This is a genomic window from Pseudomonas sp. WS 5410 (assembly GCF_012985645.1).
GTDB classification, from domain to species: Bacteria; Pseudomonadota; Gammaproteobacteria; order Pseudomonadales; family Pseudomonadaceae; genus Aquipseudomonas; species Aquipseudomonas shahriarae.
On sequence record NZ_JAAQWS010000009.1, the window covers coordinates 170,376 to 190,366 of the forward strand.

General features: G+C 62.8%; 16 protein-coding genes. 13 read left to right on the forward strand and 3 right to left on the reverse strand.

The window, feature by feature from the left end; genetic code table 11:
* Window positions 1–98 precede the first annotated feature (98 nt).
* The 9 genes from HBO24_RS15475 to HBO24_RS15515 all read left to right on the forward strand — a co-directional run bounded on the left by HBO24_RS15475 (window position 99) and on the right by HBO24_RS15515 (window position 10,173).
* Entirely contained in the window at window positions 99–977 is an 879-nt protein-coding gene (locus HBO24_RS15475; RefSeq protein WP_057444369.1) for an acyl-CoA dehydrogenase family protein, read from the forward strand.
* A gap of 1,037 nt (window positions 978–2,014) precedes the next feature.
* Entirely contained in the window at window positions 2,015–3,097 is a 1,083-nt protein-coding gene (locus HBO24_RS15480) for a serine hydrolase (protein ID WP_170059953.1), read from the forward strand.
* The gene (locus HBO24_RS15485) at window positions 3,094–3,408 is read left to right on the forward strand and encodes a hypothetical protein (protein WP_057439782.1); all 315 of its coding nucleotides are present in this window, start codon (window positions 3,094–3,096) and stop codon (window positions 3,406–3,408) included. The genes HBO24_RS15480 and HBO24_RS15485 overlap by 4 nt, the downstream gene beginning before the upstream one ends.
* Window positions 3,409–3,516: 108 nt before the next feature.
* Window positions 3,517–4,692, forward strand: coding sequence for a M20 aminoacylase family protein (locus HBO24_RS15490; protein WP_057958754.1), 1,176 nt, complete (start codon window positions 3,517–3,519; stop codon window positions 4,690–4,692).
* A gap of 58 nt (window positions 4,693–4,750) precedes the next feature.
* A complete protein-coding gene (locus HBO24_RS15495; protein ID WP_057439778.1) occupies window positions 4,751–6,061 on the forward strand; it encodes a citrate-proton symporter in 1,311 nt (436 codons plus the stop codon).
* Entirely contained in the window at window positions 6,058–7,500 is a 1,443-nt protein-coding gene (locus tag HBO24_RS15500) for an amidase (RefSeq protein ID WP_170059954.1), read from the forward strand. Before HBO24_RS15495 ends, HBO24_RS15500 begins: the two co-directional genes overlap by 4 nt.
* Window positions 7,501–7,563: 63 nt before the next feature.
* On the forward strand, window positions 7,564–8,334 hold the full coding sequence (locus tag HBO24_RS15505; protein ID WP_057439776.1) for an IclR family transcriptional regulator: 771 nt from the start codon (window positions 7,564–7,566) through the stop codon (window positions 8,332–8,334).
* Window positions 8,335–8,423: 89 nt separating this feature from the next.
* The gene (locus tag HBO24_RS15510) at window positions 8,424–9,014 is read left to right on the forward strand and encodes a YceI family protein (protein WP_170045552.1); all 591 of its coding nucleotides are present in this window, start codon (window positions 8,424–8,426) and stop codon (window positions 9,012–9,014) included.
* A gap of 1 nt (window position 9,015) precedes the next feature.
* Window positions 9,016–10,173, forward strand: coding sequence for a phosphatidylserine/phosphatidylglycerophosphate/cardiolipin synthase family protein (locus HBO24_RS15515; protein WP_170059955.1), 1,158 nt, complete (start codon window positions 9,016–9,018; stop codon window positions 10,171–10,173).
* Between the two features lie 130 nt (window positions 10,174–10,303).
* Here HBO24_RS15515 and bglX read toward each other — a convergent pair whose 3' ends face one another.
* Window positions 10,304–12,595, reverse strand: a complete 2,292-nt coding sequence (gene bglX, locus HBO24_RS15520; protein ID WP_170059956.1) for a beta-glucosidase BglX — start codon at window positions 12,593–12,595, stop codon at window positions 10,304–10,306.
* Window positions 12,596–12,850: 255 nt separating this feature from the next.
* Between bglX and HBO24_RS15525 the strand changes: the two genes are divergently transcribed.
* The 4 genes from HBO24_RS15525 to HBO24_RS15540 all read left to right on the forward strand — a co-directional run bounded on the left by HBO24_RS15525 (window position 12,851) and on the right by HBO24_RS15540 (window position 16,192).
* Window positions 12,851–13,459, forward strand: a complete 609-nt coding sequence (locus HBO24_RS15525; protein WP_029297013.1) for a LemA family protein — start codon at window positions 12,851–12,853, stop codon at window positions 13,457–13,459.
* Window positions 13,459–14,184, forward strand: a complete 726-nt coding sequence (locus HBO24_RS15530; protein ID WP_170059957.1) for a YgcG family protein — start codon at window positions 13,459–13,461, stop codon at window positions 14,182–14,184. Before HBO24_RS15525 ends, HBO24_RS15530 begins: the two co-directional genes overlap by 1 nt.
* Before the next feature lie 28 nt (window positions 14,185–14,212).
* A complete protein-coding gene (locus HBO24_RS15535) occupies window positions 14,213–14,830 on the forward strand; it encodes a TPM domain-containing protein (protein WP_170059958.1) in 618 nt (205 codons plus the stop codon).
* 144 nt (window positions 14,831–14,974) lie between these two features.
* A complete protein-coding gene (locus tag HBO24_RS15540; protein ID WP_115127571.1) occupies window positions 14,975–16,192 on the forward strand; it encodes an SAM-dependent methyltransferase in 1,218 nt (405 codons plus the stop codon).
* A 108-nt stretch (window positions 16,193–16,300) separates the two neighbouring features.
* Here the strand turns inward: HBO24_RS15540 and HBO24_RS15545 are convergent, their stop codons facing one another.
* Both HBO24_RS15545 and HBO24_RS15550 read right to left on the reverse strand, forming a co-directional pair.
* Complete coding sequence (locus HBO24_RS15545) at window positions 16,301–17,200, reverse strand: DMT family transporter (RefSeq protein WP_057958761.1); 900 nt, start codon at window positions 17,198–17,200, stop codon at window positions 16,301–16,303.
* 118 nt (window positions 17,201–17,318) lie between these two features.
* Window positions 17,319–19,886: a TonB-dependent receptor gene (locus HBO24_RS15550; protein ID WP_115127573.1), complete on the reverse strand. Its 2,568-nt coding sequence runs from the start codon at window positions 19,884–19,886 to the stop codon at window positions 17,319–17,321.
* Window positions 19,887–19,991 lie beyond the last annotated feature (105 nt).

Consider the following 19,991-nt stretch of genomic DNA (forward strand, 5'->3'; position numbering starts at 1 on the left):
CCAGTCGACTTTGTTGTGCAAAGTCAGGCTATGTACCCCCGGTGTCATCTCCATGAATCTACGGTGACGCTTAGATGACAGCCCCCAAGGAGCCTTCCATGCCCTGGCACGCGTTGCTCGACCGACCTGCCCGACTGCCCGTCCACGCCAACCTGGCCGAGGGCTACAGCGTTTTATTGCAACGCCTGGGGCCGCTCACGCCCTTTGAGTTGGCAACCCAGGGCGCCCGCCTGATGGCCACGCCCGGCCTAGCGTTCCTGGTGGGTTATCAAGCAGCATTGCGCGCGTTATGGCCCAGCGCGCCCCACAGCCTGGGCGCCCTGTGTGCGACCGAACAGCGCAGTCTGCGCCCGCTGGACATGCAAACGCGCCTGGACGACCTGCGCCTGAGCGGACGCAAGGATTTCGTCACCGCCGGCGATGCCGCCGACTGGCTGTTGATCGCCGCCCGCTGCGAGGCCCCCGGCGAAAAGCCGCGCCTGACCCTGGCCGTGGTGCTGGCCGGTGAGCCCGGCGTGCGTGTGGAGCCCTTGCCGGCGATCCCCTTGATGCCCGATATCAGCCATGGTCGCGTCCACCTCGACCACGCCGCCTGCGAGCGCTTGCCGGGGGATGGCTGGGACGATTACGTCAAACCCTTCCGCACCCTGGAGGACACCTATGTACTCAGCGCGATGACCGCCTGGTTGCATGGCATCGGCCAGGAGTGCGACTGGCCCCAGGCCCTGCGTTTGCAGTTGTTGGCATTGCTGGCCGGCTGCGCCGAGGTTGTTCGCCAACCCAGCGCGTCGGCGGCGGGGCATGTGTTGTTGGGGGGATTGTTTGTGCAGTTTGAGGCGCTGAAGGCGCAGGTCAATCAGGCGATGGGGGCGGGACCGTGGGCCGCGATGTGGCAGCGCGACCAAGCCGTGCTGGACCTCGCCGCCAGCGCCCGGGCCAAACGCTTGGAAAAAGCCCTGAACCCAGCCCCTCGCTGACTGTGGGATGAGCTTGTGTGGGAGCGGGCTTGCCCGCGATAGCAGGGGGGCAGGCAATACAGGCGGTGACTGATATACCGCCATCGGGGCATAGGTATCTACACACTCTCTTCTGGGTATGTGTACATATCCGTTTTTACGGTCACGGCGGCTATTGGTTCCGCCCTTACGGCGGGTCACTTTTGGAAAAGAGCCCCAAAAGTAACCAAAAGGGCTCCTGCCCCACCACTCGGCACCTCGCCCAGGCTCGGTGTGCCCGTCATCCGACATTGATTTGGGGGGCCGCCGCGATGGGCCATCCATGGCCCCGCGCGGCTAACCCGGCGTCCTGCCGGGTTACCCCCCAAATCAATGTCGGATGACGGCCAGCGTGGTTTAACGGGGCGCCTCAGATCAAGATCACAAGCAAAGCGAGGCGGCCTTAGAGCCGACCTGATCGTCGAGATGTACGCATATACCTGTGGGAGCTGGCTTGCCTGCGAAGGCGGTGTATCAGCCAATACATTTATCGACTGATACACCGCCATCGCAGGCAAGCCAGCTCCCACAGGGGGGAATGCAGCTTCGCGCCCCGGCTTTGCTGTTGCTCTGCTTTTGATCTGGCTTTTGATCTTAGGCGCCCCGTTAAACCACGATGGCCGCAGGCAGGTATTGCGCAGTGGGCACCCCGGCATGGATGCCGGGGTAGCCGCGACACGGCCATGGATGGCCGATCGCGGCGGGCCCACGGAGCAATGCCTGACTGCGGGCATGCCGAGCCTAGGCGAGGCACCGAGTGGTGGGGCAGGAGCCCTTTTGGTTACTTTTGGGGCTCTTTTCCAAAAGTGACCCGCTGTAAGAGCGGAACCAATAGCCGCCGTGACCCCAGCAACGGATATGTACACAAACCCAATAAGCTAAAGAGTTGTGTAGATACCTATGGCCATCGCGGGCAAGCCCGTTCCCACAGGCGCTATGTGGTGGTTCCCAGGCCTGTCGCCAAACCGTCATTTATCTGCATTAGGCTCGCGGGCTTGAATGCCCCCGAGTGCTTGTCCATGGTCAAAGGCCTGCTGTCCGTCGCCTTGCTGCTGTTCACCGCTACCGCACATGCCCAGACCTGGCCGACGAAGGATTGGTCCCAGGGCCCGCAGTTGGCCGGTCCCGCCGTCAAGGCGCTGGAGGACTATGCGTTCCCGGCGCGCAATGACATCACCCGCGAAGGCATCCGCACCGACGCGCTGCTGGTGATCCGCGATGGCGCAGTCATTTATGAGCGCTATGCAGCACCGACCACCGCCACCACGCCGCACCTGACCTGGTCCATCAGCAAAAGCCTGATGGCCACCGTGCTGGGCGTGGCGTACGGTGAAAACCGTTTCAAACTGAGCGACCCGGCCGCGCGCTTTTATCCACCGATGAAGCAGCACCCGACCATTACCCTGGGGCACCTGCTCAACTGGGCCTCGGGCCTGGACTGGCAGGAAGACTACGAATACGCGCCGCTGAAATCCTCGGTGGTGGCCATGCTCTACACCCGTGGCCGCGCTGATATGGCGGAGTTTGCCGCTGATACCAGCCCCTTCGCCGAACCTGGCCAGGCATTCCGCTACTCCAGCGGTGACAGCAATCTATTGTCTGCTGCCCTCAAGGGCATGCTTGGCCATAAGGCTTATGTCGATTACCCGTGGACCGCGCTGTTCACGCCCTTGGGCATTCGCAGTGCCAGCTGGGAAAGCGACGCCAATGAAACCTTTGTCGCCTCATCCTATGCCTATATGACTGCCCGCGATCTGGCACGGATTGGCTTGTTGATGGCGCGGGACGGGCGTTGGGGTGAGCGGCAATTGCTGCCCAAGGCCTGGGTCGATTTCAATCGCCAACCCCTGGCGCAGTACATCGCGGGCCAGGACGAGGCGGTACCCGGCGGCCACTGGTGGCTCAACCGCCACGTGCAGGGCGCTGCCCGGCCCTGGCCGGATGCGCCCGACGATGCCTTCGCGGCCCTGGGGCACTGGGGCCAAGCGTTGTATGTGTTGCCCGAGGCACAGCTGGTGATCGTGCGCTACGGCGATGACCGCGATGGCAGCTATCGCCACAACGAACTGCTCAAACGCGTGCTCGCGGCGGTGCAACCATGATCCGTCGTCGCCCGTTTATCAGCCTGTTTCTCCTGCTGTTGCTCGCCTTGCTGGGGTGGATCTGGCACGAGCGCGTCAACCTGCAAGCCTTCCCCGACATCATCGCGGCGTATACGGCCAAGGAGTATTGCTCGTGTCGGTATGTGGCGGGCAATCCTGCTGACTATTGCCTGGGGTATGTGAAGCAATACGTTCCCACCAGCGCCTTTGCCGATCATCCGCAAACGCGCCTGGTCACCGCCAGCGGCCTGGGCCGCAGCCACAGCGCCCAATGGCTGGGCGAACGCCAGGGTTGCCGCCTGCTGCCCTGAGGTTCCACAGGGTGGAACCACCTTTGATTGTCCTCGCACGCCCATCGCGGTTATCTGTGGCGGTGCCACAAAAAAGAACGGGAACACCCGCCTGCGAGGAGAGTCACCATGCGCCCACACCAGCACATCCTGGATTGGCTGAGCGATGTCGCCAGCGACCTGCACGCCGTGCGCCAGGACATCCACGCCCACCCTGAACTGGGGTTTGAAGAAAACCGCACCTCGGCCCTGGTCGCCCAATCCCTGAAGGACTGGGGCTTCGAGGTCCATACCGGCATCGGCCACACCGGCGTGGTCGGCGTGCTGCGCAATGGCAGCAGCCCACGCACCCTGGGGATCCGGGCCGATATGGATGCCTTGCCGATTATCGAAAACACCGGCGTCGCCTACAGCAGCCAGCACGCCGGCTGCATGCATGCCTGCGGTCACGACGGTCACACCGCCATGCTGCTGGGCGCCGCGCGCTACCTGGCGGCGACGCGTCAGTTCGACGGTACCCTCAACCTGATTTTCCAGCCGGCCGAAGAAGGCCAGGGCGGCGCCGAAGCGATGCTCGCCGATGGCTTGCTGGAGCGCTTCCCCTGCGACGCGCTGTTCGGCATGCACAATATGCCCGGCCTGCCCGCCGGCCACCTGGGCTTGCGGACCGGGCCGATGATGGCTTCCCAGGACCTGCTCACCGTGACCCTCGAAGGCGTCGGCGGCCACGGTTCCATGCCGCACCTGACCGTGGACCCGTTGGTGGCCGCCGCCAGTACGGTGATGGCTTTGCAGACGGTGGTCGCGCGCAATATCAATGCCCAGGAAGCTGCGGTAGTCACGGTCGGTGCCCTGCAAGCGGGGCAGGCCGCCAACGTGATTCCTCAGCAGGCCATCCTGCGCCTGAGTCTGCGTGCCCTCAATGCGCCGGTACGCGAGCAGATGCTGGAGCGGGTCAAGGCAATCATCCAGACCCAGGCCGCCAGCTTTGGCTGTACCGCACAGATCGAACACCGCCCGGCCTACCCGGTGCTGGTCAACCATGTCGACGAAACCGAGTTCGCCCGCCAGGTCGGCATTGCCTTGCTCGGTGAAGCGGCGGTCGACGCCAATACGCCCAAGTTGATGGGCAGCGAAGACTTCGCCTGGATGCTCCAACGCTGCCCCGGCAGCTACCTGTTTATCGGCAACGGCGTGTCGCGGCCGATGGTCCACAACCCGGCCTATGACTTCAACGACGAGATCCTGCTGACCGGCGCCGCCTATTGGGGCGCCCTGGCCGAGAGCTGGCTCAAGCCGGCCTGACCACCTGCCTTTTTCCTGCCGCTGGACCTTTCCTCAACAGGTTGAATGGAGTGTTCTCATGCAGACTTCAATAAAAGGTGTGTCCCGCACCCGGCAAGTGGTAGCGGCGGTGGTCGGCAACGCGCTGGAGTGGTACGACTTCATCGTCTATGGCTTTCTGGCCAGCATCATCGCCCGGCAGTTCTTCCCCTCGGACGATGAATACGCATCGCTGCTGATGGCCCTGGCCACCTTCGGCGTGGGCTTCTTTATGCGCCCGGTGGGCGGCATCCTGCTCGGCATGTACGCCGACCGCAAAGGCCGCAAGGCCGCCATGCAGTTGATTATCCGCTTGATGACCGTGTCCATCGCACTGATCGTGTTTGCGCCCAACTACGCCGCCATCGGCATGGGCGCACCGCTGCTGATCGTAGTGGCGCGGATGCTCCAGGGCTTTGCTACCGGCGGCGAATATGCCAGCGCCACGGCGTTCCTGGTGGAAAGCGCACCGGCTCATCGCAAAGGCCTTTACGGCTCCTGGCAATTGGTCGGGCAGTGCCTGGCGGTGTTTGGCGGCGCGGCGATGGTGGCATTGGTCACTCACTTCTTTTCCCCGCAGACCCTCGACCTGTGGGGCTGGCGCCTGCCGTTTGTATTCGGCTTGCTGATTGGCCCGGTGGGCTTGTGGATTCGTCGGCACATGGAAGACCCCGAGGAGTTTATCGAAGCGCGCAAACAGGCCACTGGCCCGGCGCCGAGCCTGATGACAGTGCTGCGTGAGCATCGGCGCAGCATCCTGGTGAGCATGGGCCTGGCGTGCGGTGCGACGGTGTCGTTCTACGTGGTGCTGGTGAATATGCCGACCTTCGCCCACAAGAACCTCGGCCTGCCCCTGGACCAGGTATTGATGGTGCAGATGTTTGCCGTAGCGCTGATGACCGTGGTCATTCCCTTGTCCGGCCTGCTCTCGGATCGCCTGGGCCGGCGACCGGTGTTGATGGGCTTTACCCTGGCGTTCTTTGTGATGGTCTACCCGCTGTATGTGTGGGTCGCGGCGGCGCCGTCCATCGAGCGTTTGTTGGTGATGCAAGTGATGCTGTGCACCGCCATCGGCGGCTTCTTCGGCCCGGCGCCGACCGCCCTGGCCGAGCAGTTTCCCATCGAGGTGCGTTCCACCGGTGTGTCGGTGGCCTATAACGTAGCGGTGATGGTGTTCGGCGGTTTTGCCCCGCTGATCGTCACCTGGTTGAGCAAAGAGTTGGGCACACCGGTGGCCCCGGCGTTTTATGTGCTGTTCGCTTGCGTCCTGACGCTGCTGGGCACTTACTGCATGCATGAAGCGCCGAGGGCTGCAGCGCCGGCGCGCTTTGCCAAGGGGGTGAAACCTTGAACATCGTTGAACTGGATGCGCTCGAGCTGTCCCGGGCGATCCATGCACGGCAGGTGTCCTGCCACGAAGTGATGCAGGCCTATCTGGCGCAGATCGCGCGCTTCAACCCCTCGGTCAATGCCCTGGTGTCGTTGCGCGACGAAGCCGATGTGCTGGCCGAAGCCCGTGCCTGTGACGTTGAGCTGGACCAGGGCCGCTCCCGTGGCTGGATGCACGGCATGCCCCAGGCCATCAAGGATCTGGCGGCGACCCAGGGCCTGCGCACCACCCTGGGCTCGCCCCTGTTCGCCGAGCAGATTCCCAGTGAAGACGCGATCGTCGTGGCGCGGGTGCGTGCCAGTGGCGCGATTATCATCGGCAAGAGCAACGTGCCGGAGTTCGGCCTGGGTTCGCAGACCTACAACAGCGTATTCGGCACCACCGGCAATGCCTATGACCCGACCTTGGTCGCGGGCGGCAGCAGCGGCGGGGCGGCGGTGGCCCTGGCGCTGCGTATGCTACCGGTGGCCGATGGCAGCGACATGATGGGTTCGCTGCGCAACCCGGCGGCGTTCAACAACGTGTTCGGCCTGCGTCCTTCCCAGGGCCGCGTACCCCATGGCCCGGCGCCGGAGGTGTTTGTCCAGCAACTGGCCACCGAAGGCCCGATGGGGCGCAGTGTGGCTGACGTGGCGCGGCTGTTGAGCGTCCAGGCCGGTTATGACCCGCGGGTGCCGTTGTCGCTCAAAGACGATCCCGGCGTGTTCGGCACGTCGTTGGCCCGTGATTTCAACGGCGCACGCCTGGGTTGGCTGGGGGACTACAACGGCTATCTGCCGATGGACGACGGCGTGCTGGGCCTGTGTGAGTCAGCCCTCGGCGATTTCGGCGCGCTGGGGTGCGAGGTAGAAAGCTGCCAGCCGGACTTTTCCATGGCGCGTCTGTGGCAAACCTGGCTGGTCCATCGCCATTGGCTGGTGCAGGGCACGCTGGGGGCGGCCTATGCCGACCCCCATAAACGTGCGTTGCTCAAGCCTGAAGCGCAGTGGGAAGTCGAGGGCGGCCTGGGCCTGAGCGCGGCGGATGTGTATCAGGCGTCGCTGGCGCGCAGCGACTGGTATCGCGCCTTGGCCAGGTTGTTCGAACGTTACGATTTTCTGCTGCTGCCCAGCGCACAAGTGTTCCCTTTCGATGCACAACAGCCCTGGCCACGCGTCGTCGGGGGGCAAACCATGGACACTTATCATCGCTGGATGGAGGTGGTGATCGGCCCCACACTGGCCGGCCTGCCGAGCATGAGTGTGCCGGTGGGCTTCAACCCCCGTGGCTTGCCCATGGGCTTGCAGATCATCGGCCCGGCCCAGGCGGATCGCGCCGTGCTGCAACTGGCGTATGCCCATGAACAACTGACGCGCTGGGTGCAGCGTCGCCCTCCGCAATGCTTGCGGGCGAACGCCTGAGCGGGTATCGGCCTGTATCTTGCTGTGAAATTCGATCATCCATCAGCAACCGGGAGATCAGCCATGGGCAGCAACGCCGACACAGGTACTGTGCGCTCAGTGGAGCGGGCACTGGCCATCATCGAGTTGCTCGGTGAGCACCAGGCCCTGGGGCTTGAGGAGCTGCATTACCTGACGCGCCTGCCCAAGGCCACGGTGTCGCGCATGCTGCTGACCTTGCAGGAGCAGGGCTGGATCTATCGCGGCCTGAGCGACCGGCGTTATCGCATCAGTGCCCAGCGTTTGTTTGGCGATACCCAGCAACGGTTCAAGCGCCGCCTGGTGGAATGCGCGGCGCCCTGGCTGCTGGAACTCAGCGAACGCACCGGGCTGGTGGCGGATTTGTCGAACTTTGACGGCGAACGCCTGGAAGTCATGGAGAGCGCGATCCCCACGGTGCTGCGCAAGCTGTACCCGAACAACTGCCAGATCGTCGGCCAGCATGCCAGTTTATTCCACTCGGCCATGGGCAAGGCGTGCCTGGCCGAGTTGGCTTCTGATGAAGTAGAGCGCCTGGCCAGCCGCGAACATGTGCCGGCCGACGACCAGTACCGCGCCTGTGAGCAATCCCAGCACCAGGGGTTTGGCCAGCGTACCGAGGGGTACTGGGAGTATCCGGTGCGCTTGCCGTTCCTGATCCGCGCGGTGGCCCTGCCGGTGCGGGCCAATGGCCGGTTGGTGGGGAGCATGGCGTTGCACTGGCCGATGCACCAGGCGCCGGTGGAGCGGGTGTTGAGTTTGCATCTGGCCAGCCTGGAGGCGACTGTGCGCGGGGTACAGCATGCGTTGGGCTGAGGGGGATATACATTGCTGTCTCCCTTACATTGCGTGCAGCAAGCCGGCCAGTTAATGTTCAGGCAGGTTTTTCTCCGCGCGAGTGTTTAATGTTCAACACATCCCTCCTCAAACCCCTGGCTCTCTTGCTGCTGGCCACTGCCACCCTGCCCGCACAGGCCGCCTGGTACCTGGATAACGAATCCTCACGGCTGTCGTTCGTCACCACCAAGAACACCGATGTTTCCGAAGTCCAGCGCTTCCTGGTGCTGCATGGCAAGGTCGATGAGAAAGGTGCCGCGCAGTTGGAAGTCGAGTTGGAGTCGATCAACAGTGGCATCCCGCTGCGTGACGAGCGCATGCGCAACGACCTGTTCCAGATCAAGACCCACCCTGATGCGCAGATCAACGCGCAAATCAATCTGCAGCCGATCAACGATCTGGCCACCGGCGCGCAACTGGAGTTGCGCCTGCCGCTGTCGGTCACCCTGCACGGCAAGACCCAGACCTACAACGCCGAGCTGCTGGCCACGCGCCTGGATGACCGGCGTTTCCAGGTGGTGACCCTGGAGCCGCTGGTGTTGCACGCCAAGGATTTTGATTTGCTCACCGGTGTCGAGACCCTGCGCAAGGCTGCCGGCCTGGACGCGATCAGCCTGTCGGTGCCGGTAGGTGCGGTGCTAATTTTCACGGCGCGCTGACATGAGTGGCGCGGTGTTCCCCTGGCGCAGCGCCAACCGCTATGAATTGCTGATCGACGGCCCGAATTTTTTCCCGCAGATGCTCGTGGCGATTGCCCGTGCCGAACACCAGGTGGAGCTTGAGCTGTATTTGGTGGAGGCGGGTGCCTGCGCCGAGGCGATGGTCCAGGCCCTGGTGCAGGCGGCCGAGCGTGGGGTGCAGGTGCGTTGCCTGTTCGATGACTACGGCAGCCTGGCGTTTACCCTCAGCCTGCGGCGCCGCCTGATCGAGGCCGGGGTGCAATTGCGGTTCTACAATCCGCTGCGCTGGCGCCGCGGGATGCGCAACCTCTACCGCGACCATCGCAAGCTGCTGTTGGTCGACCAGACGATTGCTGTGGTGGGCGGTACCGGGGTCACCGACGAGTTCTGGACCCCTGGCCAGGACACCTGCGACTGGCACGAAGTGATGGTGCAAATCAGCGGCCCGCTGGTGCAGGACTGGCAGGCCCTGTTCGACAGGCAATGGCGGGTCAACGACCACCGCCGGGCCTGGAAGCCGGCCACGCATTTTGGTTTGCCGCGCCTGCCCAAGGTGCCAGCGACCGGGCCGGGCCTGGGGCGAGTGGCGTATGCCGACGCCGGGCAACACCGGGACATTTTGCAATCGCTGATCCGCGCCTTGAACAACGGCCAGCACCGTATCTGGCTGGCCACGCCGTACTTCTTGCCCACTTGGGGCGTGCGTCGGGCCCTGCGCCGTGCGGCAGGGCGTGGTGTGGACGTGCGCCTGCTGCTGACCGGGCCGCGCACCGACCACCCCTCGGTGCGTTACGCCGGGCACCGCTACTACCCGCGCCTGCTCAAGTCGGGGGTGAAAATCTTTGAGTACCAGCCGTGTTTCCTGCACCTGAAGATGGTGCTGGTGGACGACTGGGTGAGCATTGGCTCGTGCAATTTCGATCACTGGAACCTGCGTTTCAACCTGGAAGCCAATCTGGAAGCATTGGACCCGGCGTTGACGCTGGCGGTGGCGGGCAGTTTTGAGCGCGATTTTGCCCAGAGCCAGGTGGTCAGCCTTGAGGCGTGGAAGGCCCGGCCATTGTGGCGGCGGGTGAAGCAGCGGGTGTGGGGGTGGATTGACCGGTTGGTGGTCAATCTGCTGGATCGAAGAGGGTAGGGAACACACCGCAATCAACTGTAGGAGCTGGCTTGCCTGCGATGCAGGCACCTCGGTCTATCAGTTACACCGAGGTGCTGCCATCGCAGGCAAGGCCAGCTCCTACATTGACCGTGTTTATTGCTTCAAGTCAGAGCAGTTCAAAGCTCTGCTGCTGCACATCCTGGGAGTCCAGGCCGATCTGCACATTGAACTGGCCAGGTTCGGCGGCGAACTTGAGCTGGGTGTTGTAGAACTTCAAGTCATCCTCGGTAATGCTGAAGTGCACCACCTTCGATTCGCCGGCCTTGAGCAGGATCTTCTGGAAGTTCTTCAGCTCCTTGATCGGGCGGATCATCGAGCCAGCCACGTCCTGAATGTACAACTGCACCACGGTTTCACCGTCAACTTTGCCGGTGTTTTTCAGGGTGACGCTGGCGTCGAGCTTGCCGGTCTTGTTCAGGGTGGTGGACGACAGCGCCATGTCCGACAGGCTGAAGCGGGTGTAGCTCAGGCCATAACCGAACGGGTACAGGGGGCCTGTGGTGTCGTCGAAGTACTGCGAGGTGTAGTTGCCCGGTTTGCCCGGGGTGAACGGCCGGCCAATGGTCAGGTGGTTGTAGTAGGTCGGAATCTGCCCCACGGAGCGTGGGAAGGTGATCGGCAGCTTGCCCGACGGGTTGTAGTCACCAAACAGTACGTCGGCAATCGCGTTGCCGCCTTCGGTGCCGGCGAACCAGGTTTCCAGGATCGCGTCGGCTTGCTGGTGCTCTTCGAGGATCGACAGTGGTCGGCCGTTCATCAACACCAGCACCAGCGGCTTGCCCGTGGCTTTCAGGGCCTTGATCAGGTCGCGCTGGCTTTGCGGGATGTTCAGGTCGGTACGGCTCGATGATTCGTGGGACATGCCACGGGACTCACCCACGGCAGCCACCACCACATCGGCGTTTTTCGCGGCCTTGACCGCTTCGTCGATCAGCGCCTGGGCCGAGCGCGGGTCATCCACCACTTCCGGGGCATCGAAGTTGAGGAAGTTCAGGTAGTCCACCACCGCCTTGTCGCTGGTGATGTTGGCGCCACGGGCGTAGATCAGCTTGCCCTTTTCGCCGATCACCGCGTTCATGCCGTCCAGCAGGGTTACCGATTGCGCGGGCTTACCGGCGGCGGCCCAACTGCCCATCATGTCGATGGGGGCCTTGGCCAGCGGGCCGACCAGGGCGATGGTCGCGGATTTCTTCAGCGGCAGGGTGTCGTTCTGGTTTTTCAGCAACACCAGGCTGCGCCGCGCAATATCGCGCGCTTCGCTGCGGTGCAGGCGGCTTTCGGCATAGGTGTCGGCCGGATCATCCTCGGCCTTGCCGATACGCAGGTACGGGTCGGCAAACAGGCCCATGTCGTACTTGGCACCGAGCACTTCACGTACGGCGTTGTCGATGTCGCTCTGCTCGATCTCGCCGGACTTGAGCAGCCCTGGCAATTCCTTGCCGTAGAGCTGGTCGTTCATGCTCATGTCGATGCCGGCCTTGATCGCCAGCTTGGCCGCTTCGCGACCGTCCTTGGCCACGCCGTGCTTGATCAGCTCGAAGATCGCGCCGTGGTCGCTCACGGTCAGGCCCTTGAAGCCCCACTCCTTGCGCAGCAGGTCGTTCATCAGCCAGGTGTTGGCGGTAGCAGGCACGCCGTTGATCGAGTTCAGCGCCACCATCACGCCGCCAGCGCCGGCCTTGATGGCGGCGTGGTAGGGCGGCAGGTAGTCCTGGTACATCTTGACTGGGCTCATGTCGACCACGTTGTAGTCGCGACCGCCTTCCACTGCGCCGTACAGGGCGAAGTGCTTGACGCTGGCCATGATGCTGTCGGCCTGGGCCGGGCTCGGGCCCTGGAAGGCCTTGACCATCACTTCGCTGATGCGCGACACCAGGTAGGTGTCTTCGCCAAAACCTTCGGAGGTCCGACCCCAGCGCGCGTCGCGGGAAATATCGACCATCGGCGCGAAGGTGATGTCGAGGCTGTCGGCGGCGGCTTCCTTGGCGGCAATGCGCCCGGAGCGGCCGATGGCGTCCATGTCCCAGCTCGAGGCCAGGGCCAGGCTGATCGGGAAAATGGTGCGGTGGCCGTGGATCACGTCATAGGCGAAGAACATCGGGATCTTCAAGCGGCTGCGCATGGCCGCGTCCTGCATCGGACGGTTTTCCGGGCGGGTGATGGAGTTGAACGTGCCACCAATACGCCCGGCGGCGATTTCCTTGCGGATCATCTCGCGGGGCATTTCCGGGCCGATGCTGATCAGGCGCAACTGGCCGATCTTTTCATCCAGGGTCATCTGCCGGAGCAGGTCGCTGACGAACGCGTCCTTGTCTTTAAGCGCAGCGGGCTTGGTCTCGGCAACGACGGAGTGACTGGCCAGAGTGGCAACAAGGCCCAGCAAACACAGCTTTTTCATGAATATCCTTTTTCGGCGTACTGCGCAGCGTTCAGGTAAAACACTGCTCGGCCAAAATGTGGGGAGCGACTATTGTTGTTCGGGTGTTGTGTGGATAAATACCGCACACTTCTCAGCTCTTTATGAACTATCCATAAAGAAGGGCATCTTTTAGCTGATTGGCTCGCTGTAATCCAGTAGTGGCGGATTATGCCCCAAGCGCGTGATGTATAGGGTCAGTCGTCAAATTCCATAAGGTTGGTCAGGAGACACACCATGCAAGCAGCACAGACTATTCGATGGGGCTGGAAAGCCGCCGCCCTGCTACTGATCAGCAGCGTGCTGAGCGGTTGCGGCATCAACAAGATCCCGACCCTGGACGAACAGGTCAAGGCGGCCTGGGCCCAGGTGCAGAACCAGTATCAACGGCGTGCCGACCTGATCCCCAACCTGGTGGAAGTGGTCAAGGGCTATGCGGCCCATGAGCAGGACACCCTCACCGCCGTGATCGAAGCGCGGGCCAAGGCCACCTCGATCCAGGTCGATGCCAGCACCCTCGACAACCCGGAAAAACTCAAGCAGTTCCAGCAGGCCCAGGAAGGCCTGAGCGGAGCCCTCAGCCGCCTGATGGTGGTGTCCGAGCGCTATCCGGACCTCAAGGCCAACCAGAACTTCCTGGCCCTGCAATCCCAGCTTGAAGGCACCGAAAACCGCATCAGCGTGGCCCGTCGTGACTTTATCGCCGCGGTGCAGGCCTTCAACACCGAGATCCGTACCTTCCCTGGCCGCCTGTGGCACAGCGTGATGTACAGCGACTTGCCAGTACGCGCCAACTTCGAGGCCACCAGTGCCGATGCCGATAAAGCGCCGCAAGTGAAATTCTGATGACCCGGCGTGCTTGGTGGCTGGCGGCGCTGCTGCTGGCCTTTAGCCTGACTGCCCTGGCGGCCCCGGACTTTCCGGCGCTGACCGGGCGGGTGGTCGACAACGCGCAGATGATTGACCCGGCGGTGCGCACGCAACTGAACCAGCAATTGCAGGCGCTGGAGCAAACCCGTGGCGACCAGATAGTGGTCGTCACGGTGCCCGACCTGCAAGGCCTGCCCATTGAAGACTTCGGTTATCAACTGGGCCGGCACTGGGGCATCGGCCAGAAGGGCAAGGACAACGGCGCGCTGTTGATCGTGGCCCGGGACGAGCGTCAGTTGCGCATCGAAGTGGGCTACGGCCTGGAAGGCGTGCTCACCGATGCGCAGTCGTGGGTGATCATCAACCAGGTGATCGCGCCCAAGTTCAAGGCGGGCAATTTCACCCAGGGCATCAGCGACGGCGTGGCCGCCATGATCCAGGTGGTTGGCGGTGAGCCGTTGGCCGTGCCGGCCCATGTGGCGGATCCCAATTTCGCCAAGGACAACCCGGTATTTTCCATCGGTCTGTTCATCCTGTTGCTGGTGGTACTGTGGCTGTGCAACCGCATGGGGCTGCCGGTGGGCGCCATCCTGCTGGCGATTCTCAGCAGCAGCGGGCGTGGCGGTGGCGGTGGTGGTGGCGGCGGTTTCCGGGGCGGCGGCGGTGGTTTCGGCGGCGGCGGGGCTTCGGGTGGCTGGTAATGACAATAACTAAAGAGCATCTACAACCATGGCTTTACTGACAGAACACGAGCAGCGCCAGGTGGCCGAAGCGATTGCCAGGGTCGAGCAACAGACCGATGCCGAACTGGTGACCGTACTCGCCGCCCGCGCCGACGACTACGCCTATATCCCGCTGTTGTGGGCCAGTGTGGTGGCGTTGGTGGTGCCGGGGATCGTGCATTACCTGTCGGGCTGGCTGACCATGCACACCTTGTTGCTGGCGCAATGGGCGACCTTCATTGTGCTGTGCCTGGTGTTCCGCCTGCCGGCCATCACCTCCCGCCTGATCCCGCGTTCGGTACGGCATTGGCGCGCGTCAAACCTGGCACGCCGGCAGTTCCTGGAGCAAAACCTGCACCACACCCTGGGTAGCACCGGGGTGTTGATTTTTGTCAGCGAGGCCGAGCGTTACGTGGAGATCCTGGTGGATGACGGCATTTCCAAACGGCTGGATGACAACAGTTGGGATGCCATCGTCAAGACGTTTACCCAGCAGGTGAAACAGGGGCAGACGTTGAGCGGGTTTATCACGTGCATTGAGGCCTGTGGCGAACTGCTCAAGGTGCATGTGCCGCAGACGCACACGCGCAATGAACTGCCCAACCGCTTGGTCGTCCTGAAATAACCTGTGGGAGTTGGCTTGTGTGGGAGCTGGCTCCTACACAAGCGACATTTTGAATTGCGCTGACCGTTGGGCAAATAACTCCGTGCCCTGAGCCCCCATCCCCCCTAAAATGCCCGGCATTCCCAGCCCGAGGCGTTTTTGTTCATGTCTGTCACCGCTAAACCTGCCAGCCCCGCGCCGGATCATCACGCCCAGTTCATCGAACTGCTGCGCGCAAGCCTTGAGCAGAACGCCTTTATCAAGCTGGTGCTGGCCAAGTACGTGGGCGACGAGGCGGACCTGCAGCGCCTGATCATCAAGCCAGTGACGGTCAAGGAGCAGGCCTGCCTGTCCTTTGTCTATCGCTACAAGACCCGTGACATCACCAAGAACTTCGCCCTGGCCGATGGGGTCGCGATGATTGCCGAGCTGCTGCCGGCCTCGTTCAAGAACGCGCACCTGCTGGCGTTGACCGATGAGGCACAGCTGGAATACAGCAAGAAGAACAAAAGCTCGCTGTTCAAAAGCAAGCCCCAGCAGCTGCGTGAGGCGCCGTCGGCCGAGCACAACCGCGAGAAAAACCGCTTCCTTGACCTCAGCCGGCCATTTCTCGCCGACCTGGGCGTGACCAACGCCAAGCACGAGCTGATCCCGGCGATGTCGCGCAAGTGGAAGCAGATCAACAAGTTCATCGAAGTGTTCAGCCATGCGCTGACCTCATCCCCCTTGCAACTGGACCGGCCGGTACGTGTCGCGGACTTTGGTTCGGGCAAGGGCTACCTGACCTTCGCCATCCACGACTACCTGCGCAACACCCTCAAGGCCGAAGGCCAGGTGACGGGTGTGGAGTTGCGCGAAGACATGGTGACCCTGTGCAACAACGCCGCCGCCCGCCTGGACCACCCGGGGCTAGTGTTCAAGTGCGGTGACGTGCGCAGCGTGGCGCCCAGCGAGCTGGACGTGATGATCGCCCTGCATGCCTGCGACATCGCCACCGACTACGCAATCCACACCGGCATCCGCTCCGGGGCGTCGATCATCATGTGCTCGCCGTGCTGCCACAAACAGATCCGCTTGCAGATCCAGAGCCCGGCGCTGCTCAAGCCGATGCTGCAATACGGCCTGCACCTGGGCCAGCAGGCAGAAATGGTCACCGACAGCTTGCGCGCCTTGTTCCTGGAAGCCTGTGGGTATGAGACCAAGGTCTTTGAGTTCATCTCCCTGGACCACACCAACAAGAACAAGATGATTTTGGCGGTCAAGCGTGCGGAGCCTGCGGATAACACGCAGTTGCTGGAGAAGATCCGGGAATTGAAGGCGTTTTATCAGATCAGTGAGCACTGCCTGGAAACCTTGCTGCGCGCTGACGGCTACCTGTCCTGAAGAGTGCGCGGATCAAAATGTGGGAGCGGGCTTGCCCGCGATGACGGAGTGTCAGTCAACCTATCTGGCGCCTGATACACCGCTATCGCGGGCAAGCCCGCTCCCACATTAGATTGCATTTACCTTGGGAGAGGGTGCGGGCTGCACGGCGGTCTTGCGCCCCAGCATCACCGTCACGATTACCCCGCAGGCAAACAGCCAGGTAATCGGTTCGATGTGCTCGCCAAAAAACAGCGCGGAAAAGGCGATGGTGAAAAAGATCTGCAGCAGTTGGATCTGGCTGACCCGCGCAATGCCGCCCATGGCCAGCCCGGCGTACCAGGCAAAGAATCCCAGGAACTGCGAGAACAACGAGACGTAGCCAAACGCCCACCAGGTGCGCGCCGAGATTGCGCCGTCGTGTTGCAGCGCCAGGTACGTCACCGGCCCGATCAATAGCGGCGTCGACAGCACCAGCGCCCAGCAGATCACCTGCCAGCCGCCCATTTCCTTGGCCAGTCGGCCGCCTTCGGCATAACCCAGGCCACCCACGGCAATCGCCCCGAGCATCAACAAGTCGCCGGCCTGGATGCTGCCGGCACCGCTGATCAATGCATACCCGAGCACCAACGCACTGCCCAGCGCCGCGCAGGCCCAGAAGGCCTTGGACGGACGCTCATGGGACAACCACGCCGCATACAGCGCCACGCACAGCGGTTGCAGGCCGTTGACCAGGGCGCCGTGGGAGGCCGGCAGGGTTTGCATGGCCCAGGCCGACAGCACCGGGAAACCAAGGATCACCCCGGCAATCACCAGCGTCAGGCCGCGCACCTGGCGCCAGGTCGGCCAGGCTTCGCGGCGCCACAGCAACAGCAAGGCCGCCGGCACCGCCGCGAACAGCGCGCGGCCCAGGCCGTTGAGCAGCGGATGGATTTCCTGCACCACAATGCGGGTGAAGGGCAGGGTCAGGCTGAAGATAACGACGCCGAGCAGGCCGAGGGCCATGCCGGTGTTTTCACGGGAGTTCATGGGGCGCGACCGGATTCAAATGGGCTAGAGGTTGACGCCCATCTAGCCACAAAGCCCGCAGGACGCGGGCTTACAGCTGGCTGCAGATTGAACCGTACAGTTCCTGCAGGCGCTGGGGTTAGAAGAACCGCGTCACGCTGATCTTGGCGTTGCGCCCGACGCTGGTGGCGCTGTCGCCGCTCAAGGCTGGCATGTAGCTGCGGTTGAACAGGTTGTCGACCGTGAAGTTGACTTCGGTGCCCTTGAGGTACGCCTGTTGCGGCGTCCATTTGGCGAACAGGCCCTGGGTGTCGTAGCTGGCGTTGGGGTACTGGTCGTAGAAGCTGTCGCCGAAGCCGCTGTTCAGGCCGCCTGAGTATTTGTCGCTGGGCAGACGATCGGTCTTGCGCACGAACTGACCTTGCCAACCCACCTGAGCGTCCCAGGCCGGAATCTTGGTGCCCAGCACGGCAACCCACTTGGCCGGTGGAATATCCCGGGCCCAGACGTGGATGTCGGTCGCCCATGGGTTGGTGTAGGGGTTTTCGCGTTTGCCGGTGGCCCACGAGTAACTCAGGGAGCCGAACAGATAAGTCGAGTCGTAGTAGCCCTCAAGCTCGAAGCCCTTGATGGTCATGCTGCCGACGTTGCGGTAGTTGGTCTTCGACGCCATATCGGTGCAGACCTCGGCGATGGAACCTTTGATGGAGTTCTGTTGCGCGCAGCCCAGGCCGGTGGCCTTGAAGATCTCGTCCTCGATCTTGTTGTGGAACAACGTGCTGCGCAGTTGCAGGCTGTCGCCGCTGGCGATCACGTTGGCGAAGCTGGTGACGTTGCCCACGGTAATGGCGGTGATGCGTTCCGGGTCGAGGTTGCGGCTGGTGGAGGTGCGGCTGCCCAGGCCCTGGACTTCGTATTGCTCGTCGATCACCGGTGCGCGCCAGGTGCGGCTCCAGTTGGCGAACATCACCACGTCCGGGGTGACTTTCCAGAACACCGCCAGGCGCGGAGACCAGCCGGCATAGGTGCGGTCGCCGTAGTCATGGCCGTAGGCCGGATCGGGGTTGCTGTAGTACGGCGCATCGTTGGCTTTGCCACGGTTGAGCACGTGGTCATAACGCAGGGATGGGGTGATGGTCACGTCGCCCAGGGTGACCGCGTCCTGGATGTAGAACGCGTTGGTGTCGACCTTGCCGTGGGGCATGAACGCCGGCTGGAAATGCCCGTAGTTGTACTCAGGCGTGTCGTACTTGGCGCCGGGCATCCAGCTGTCGGTATCGCGGATGTGCTTGCGGATCTGCACCCCGGTGGTCAAGGCATGGTCCAGCGGGCCGGTGTTGAAGCGGCTAATGTTGCGCAGCTCCAGAATCTTGTCGGTGTAGGCGGTGTCCATCTTGCGCCCGCCGGTGGACAAGCCTACAACGGCCGTGGCATCGCGCTCGTCGGTCTGGTCGGTGTTGGACTCCGAGTAGCTGAGCTTCATGTCGATCAGCGGGTTATCCAGGGGGTGGTATTCGTACTTGCCCGACCACGTGGTATCGACGGTGTGGCGGTTGGCCAGATACCGTCTTACGGCAGCTTCGTAGCCATAGAGATCGATATCTTTCTGCTGCGGTGGCGATGGGTAGCTTCTGGACGAGAAGGGCGTCCAGCGTTCGCTGTTGGCCCGGGAGTAGGAGAAACCGAGGCTGTGTTCATCGGTGAGGTACATGTTCAGTTTGAACAGTTGACCGTCCACATCCTGGGCGCTGTTGGGCAGGCGCTGCGGGTTGATCGGGTAGCGCTTGCTGTCGTAGTCGCGCGCAGCGGCCAGCTTCAAATCGCCGCCGTCGCGCTGGGTCAGGTAGGCCAGGGCGTCGATGCGCCCGTCCTCGGTGCGGCCATACACGGCGCCGGTGTAGACCTGTTCGTGGTCGTTGCTGGCATACCCGTACTTGAGCATCGCACCGCTGTTGCGCCCGTCCTTGAGCAGGTCCGGTGCATCTTTGGTGACCATGTTGACCGTGCCGCCAAACCCGCCGTTACCGGTGAAGGCCGAGTGCGGGCCTTTTTCCACCTCGACGTTCTTGATCATCTCGGGCTCGATAAAGATGGTGCCTTGCTGATAGCGCTCGAATCCGCTTTTGGTGGCGCCATCGACGGTCATCGGCACGTCTTCGGCCTCGCCCATGCCGCGAATGTTGATGATCTGCCCGCCCGGTTTCATCGAACCGCCCATGGTCACCCCCGGCAGCGTCTGCACCAGGCTGGCGATGTTGTTAGGCTGCAGGCGGTCGATATCGGCCTGGGACAGGGTGGAGCGGCCGACGGTGCTGGCGTCGACCTGGTTACCGGTGCCGATCACGCTCAAGGCGTCCAGTTGTAAGCTGGCGCTGTTGGTGGTGCGGCTTTCTTCGGGGCGCACGACATAGGTGTTGCCCACTTTGATCAGGGTGAACGCGCCGGTATTGAGCAGGGTGCGGATCGCCACTTCGGGGGTGAAATCGCCGTTGAGCGCGGGCGCCTGGATATTTTTCAGCAGGTCTTCATCGAACAGCAGCTGGATTTTTGCTTGTTGCGCCACCTGGCTCAGGGACGTGGCCAAGGGTTGGGCCGGCAGTTGCAGGGTGAACGACTCGGCCTGGGCCGTGAGGCTGACGGCCAGGCAGGCGGCGATCAGTGTCGGTCGAACAAACAGGTGCTGGGCAAGGCAAGGCGCGCGAAACATGAAATCCCCCAAAGCGGCTAAATAGCCAAAAAAGGCATGCGTATCAAACGCAGACCGGAGGAAGACGCGGCAGGAAAAAAAATCCTCACATGCGAATGAAAAATA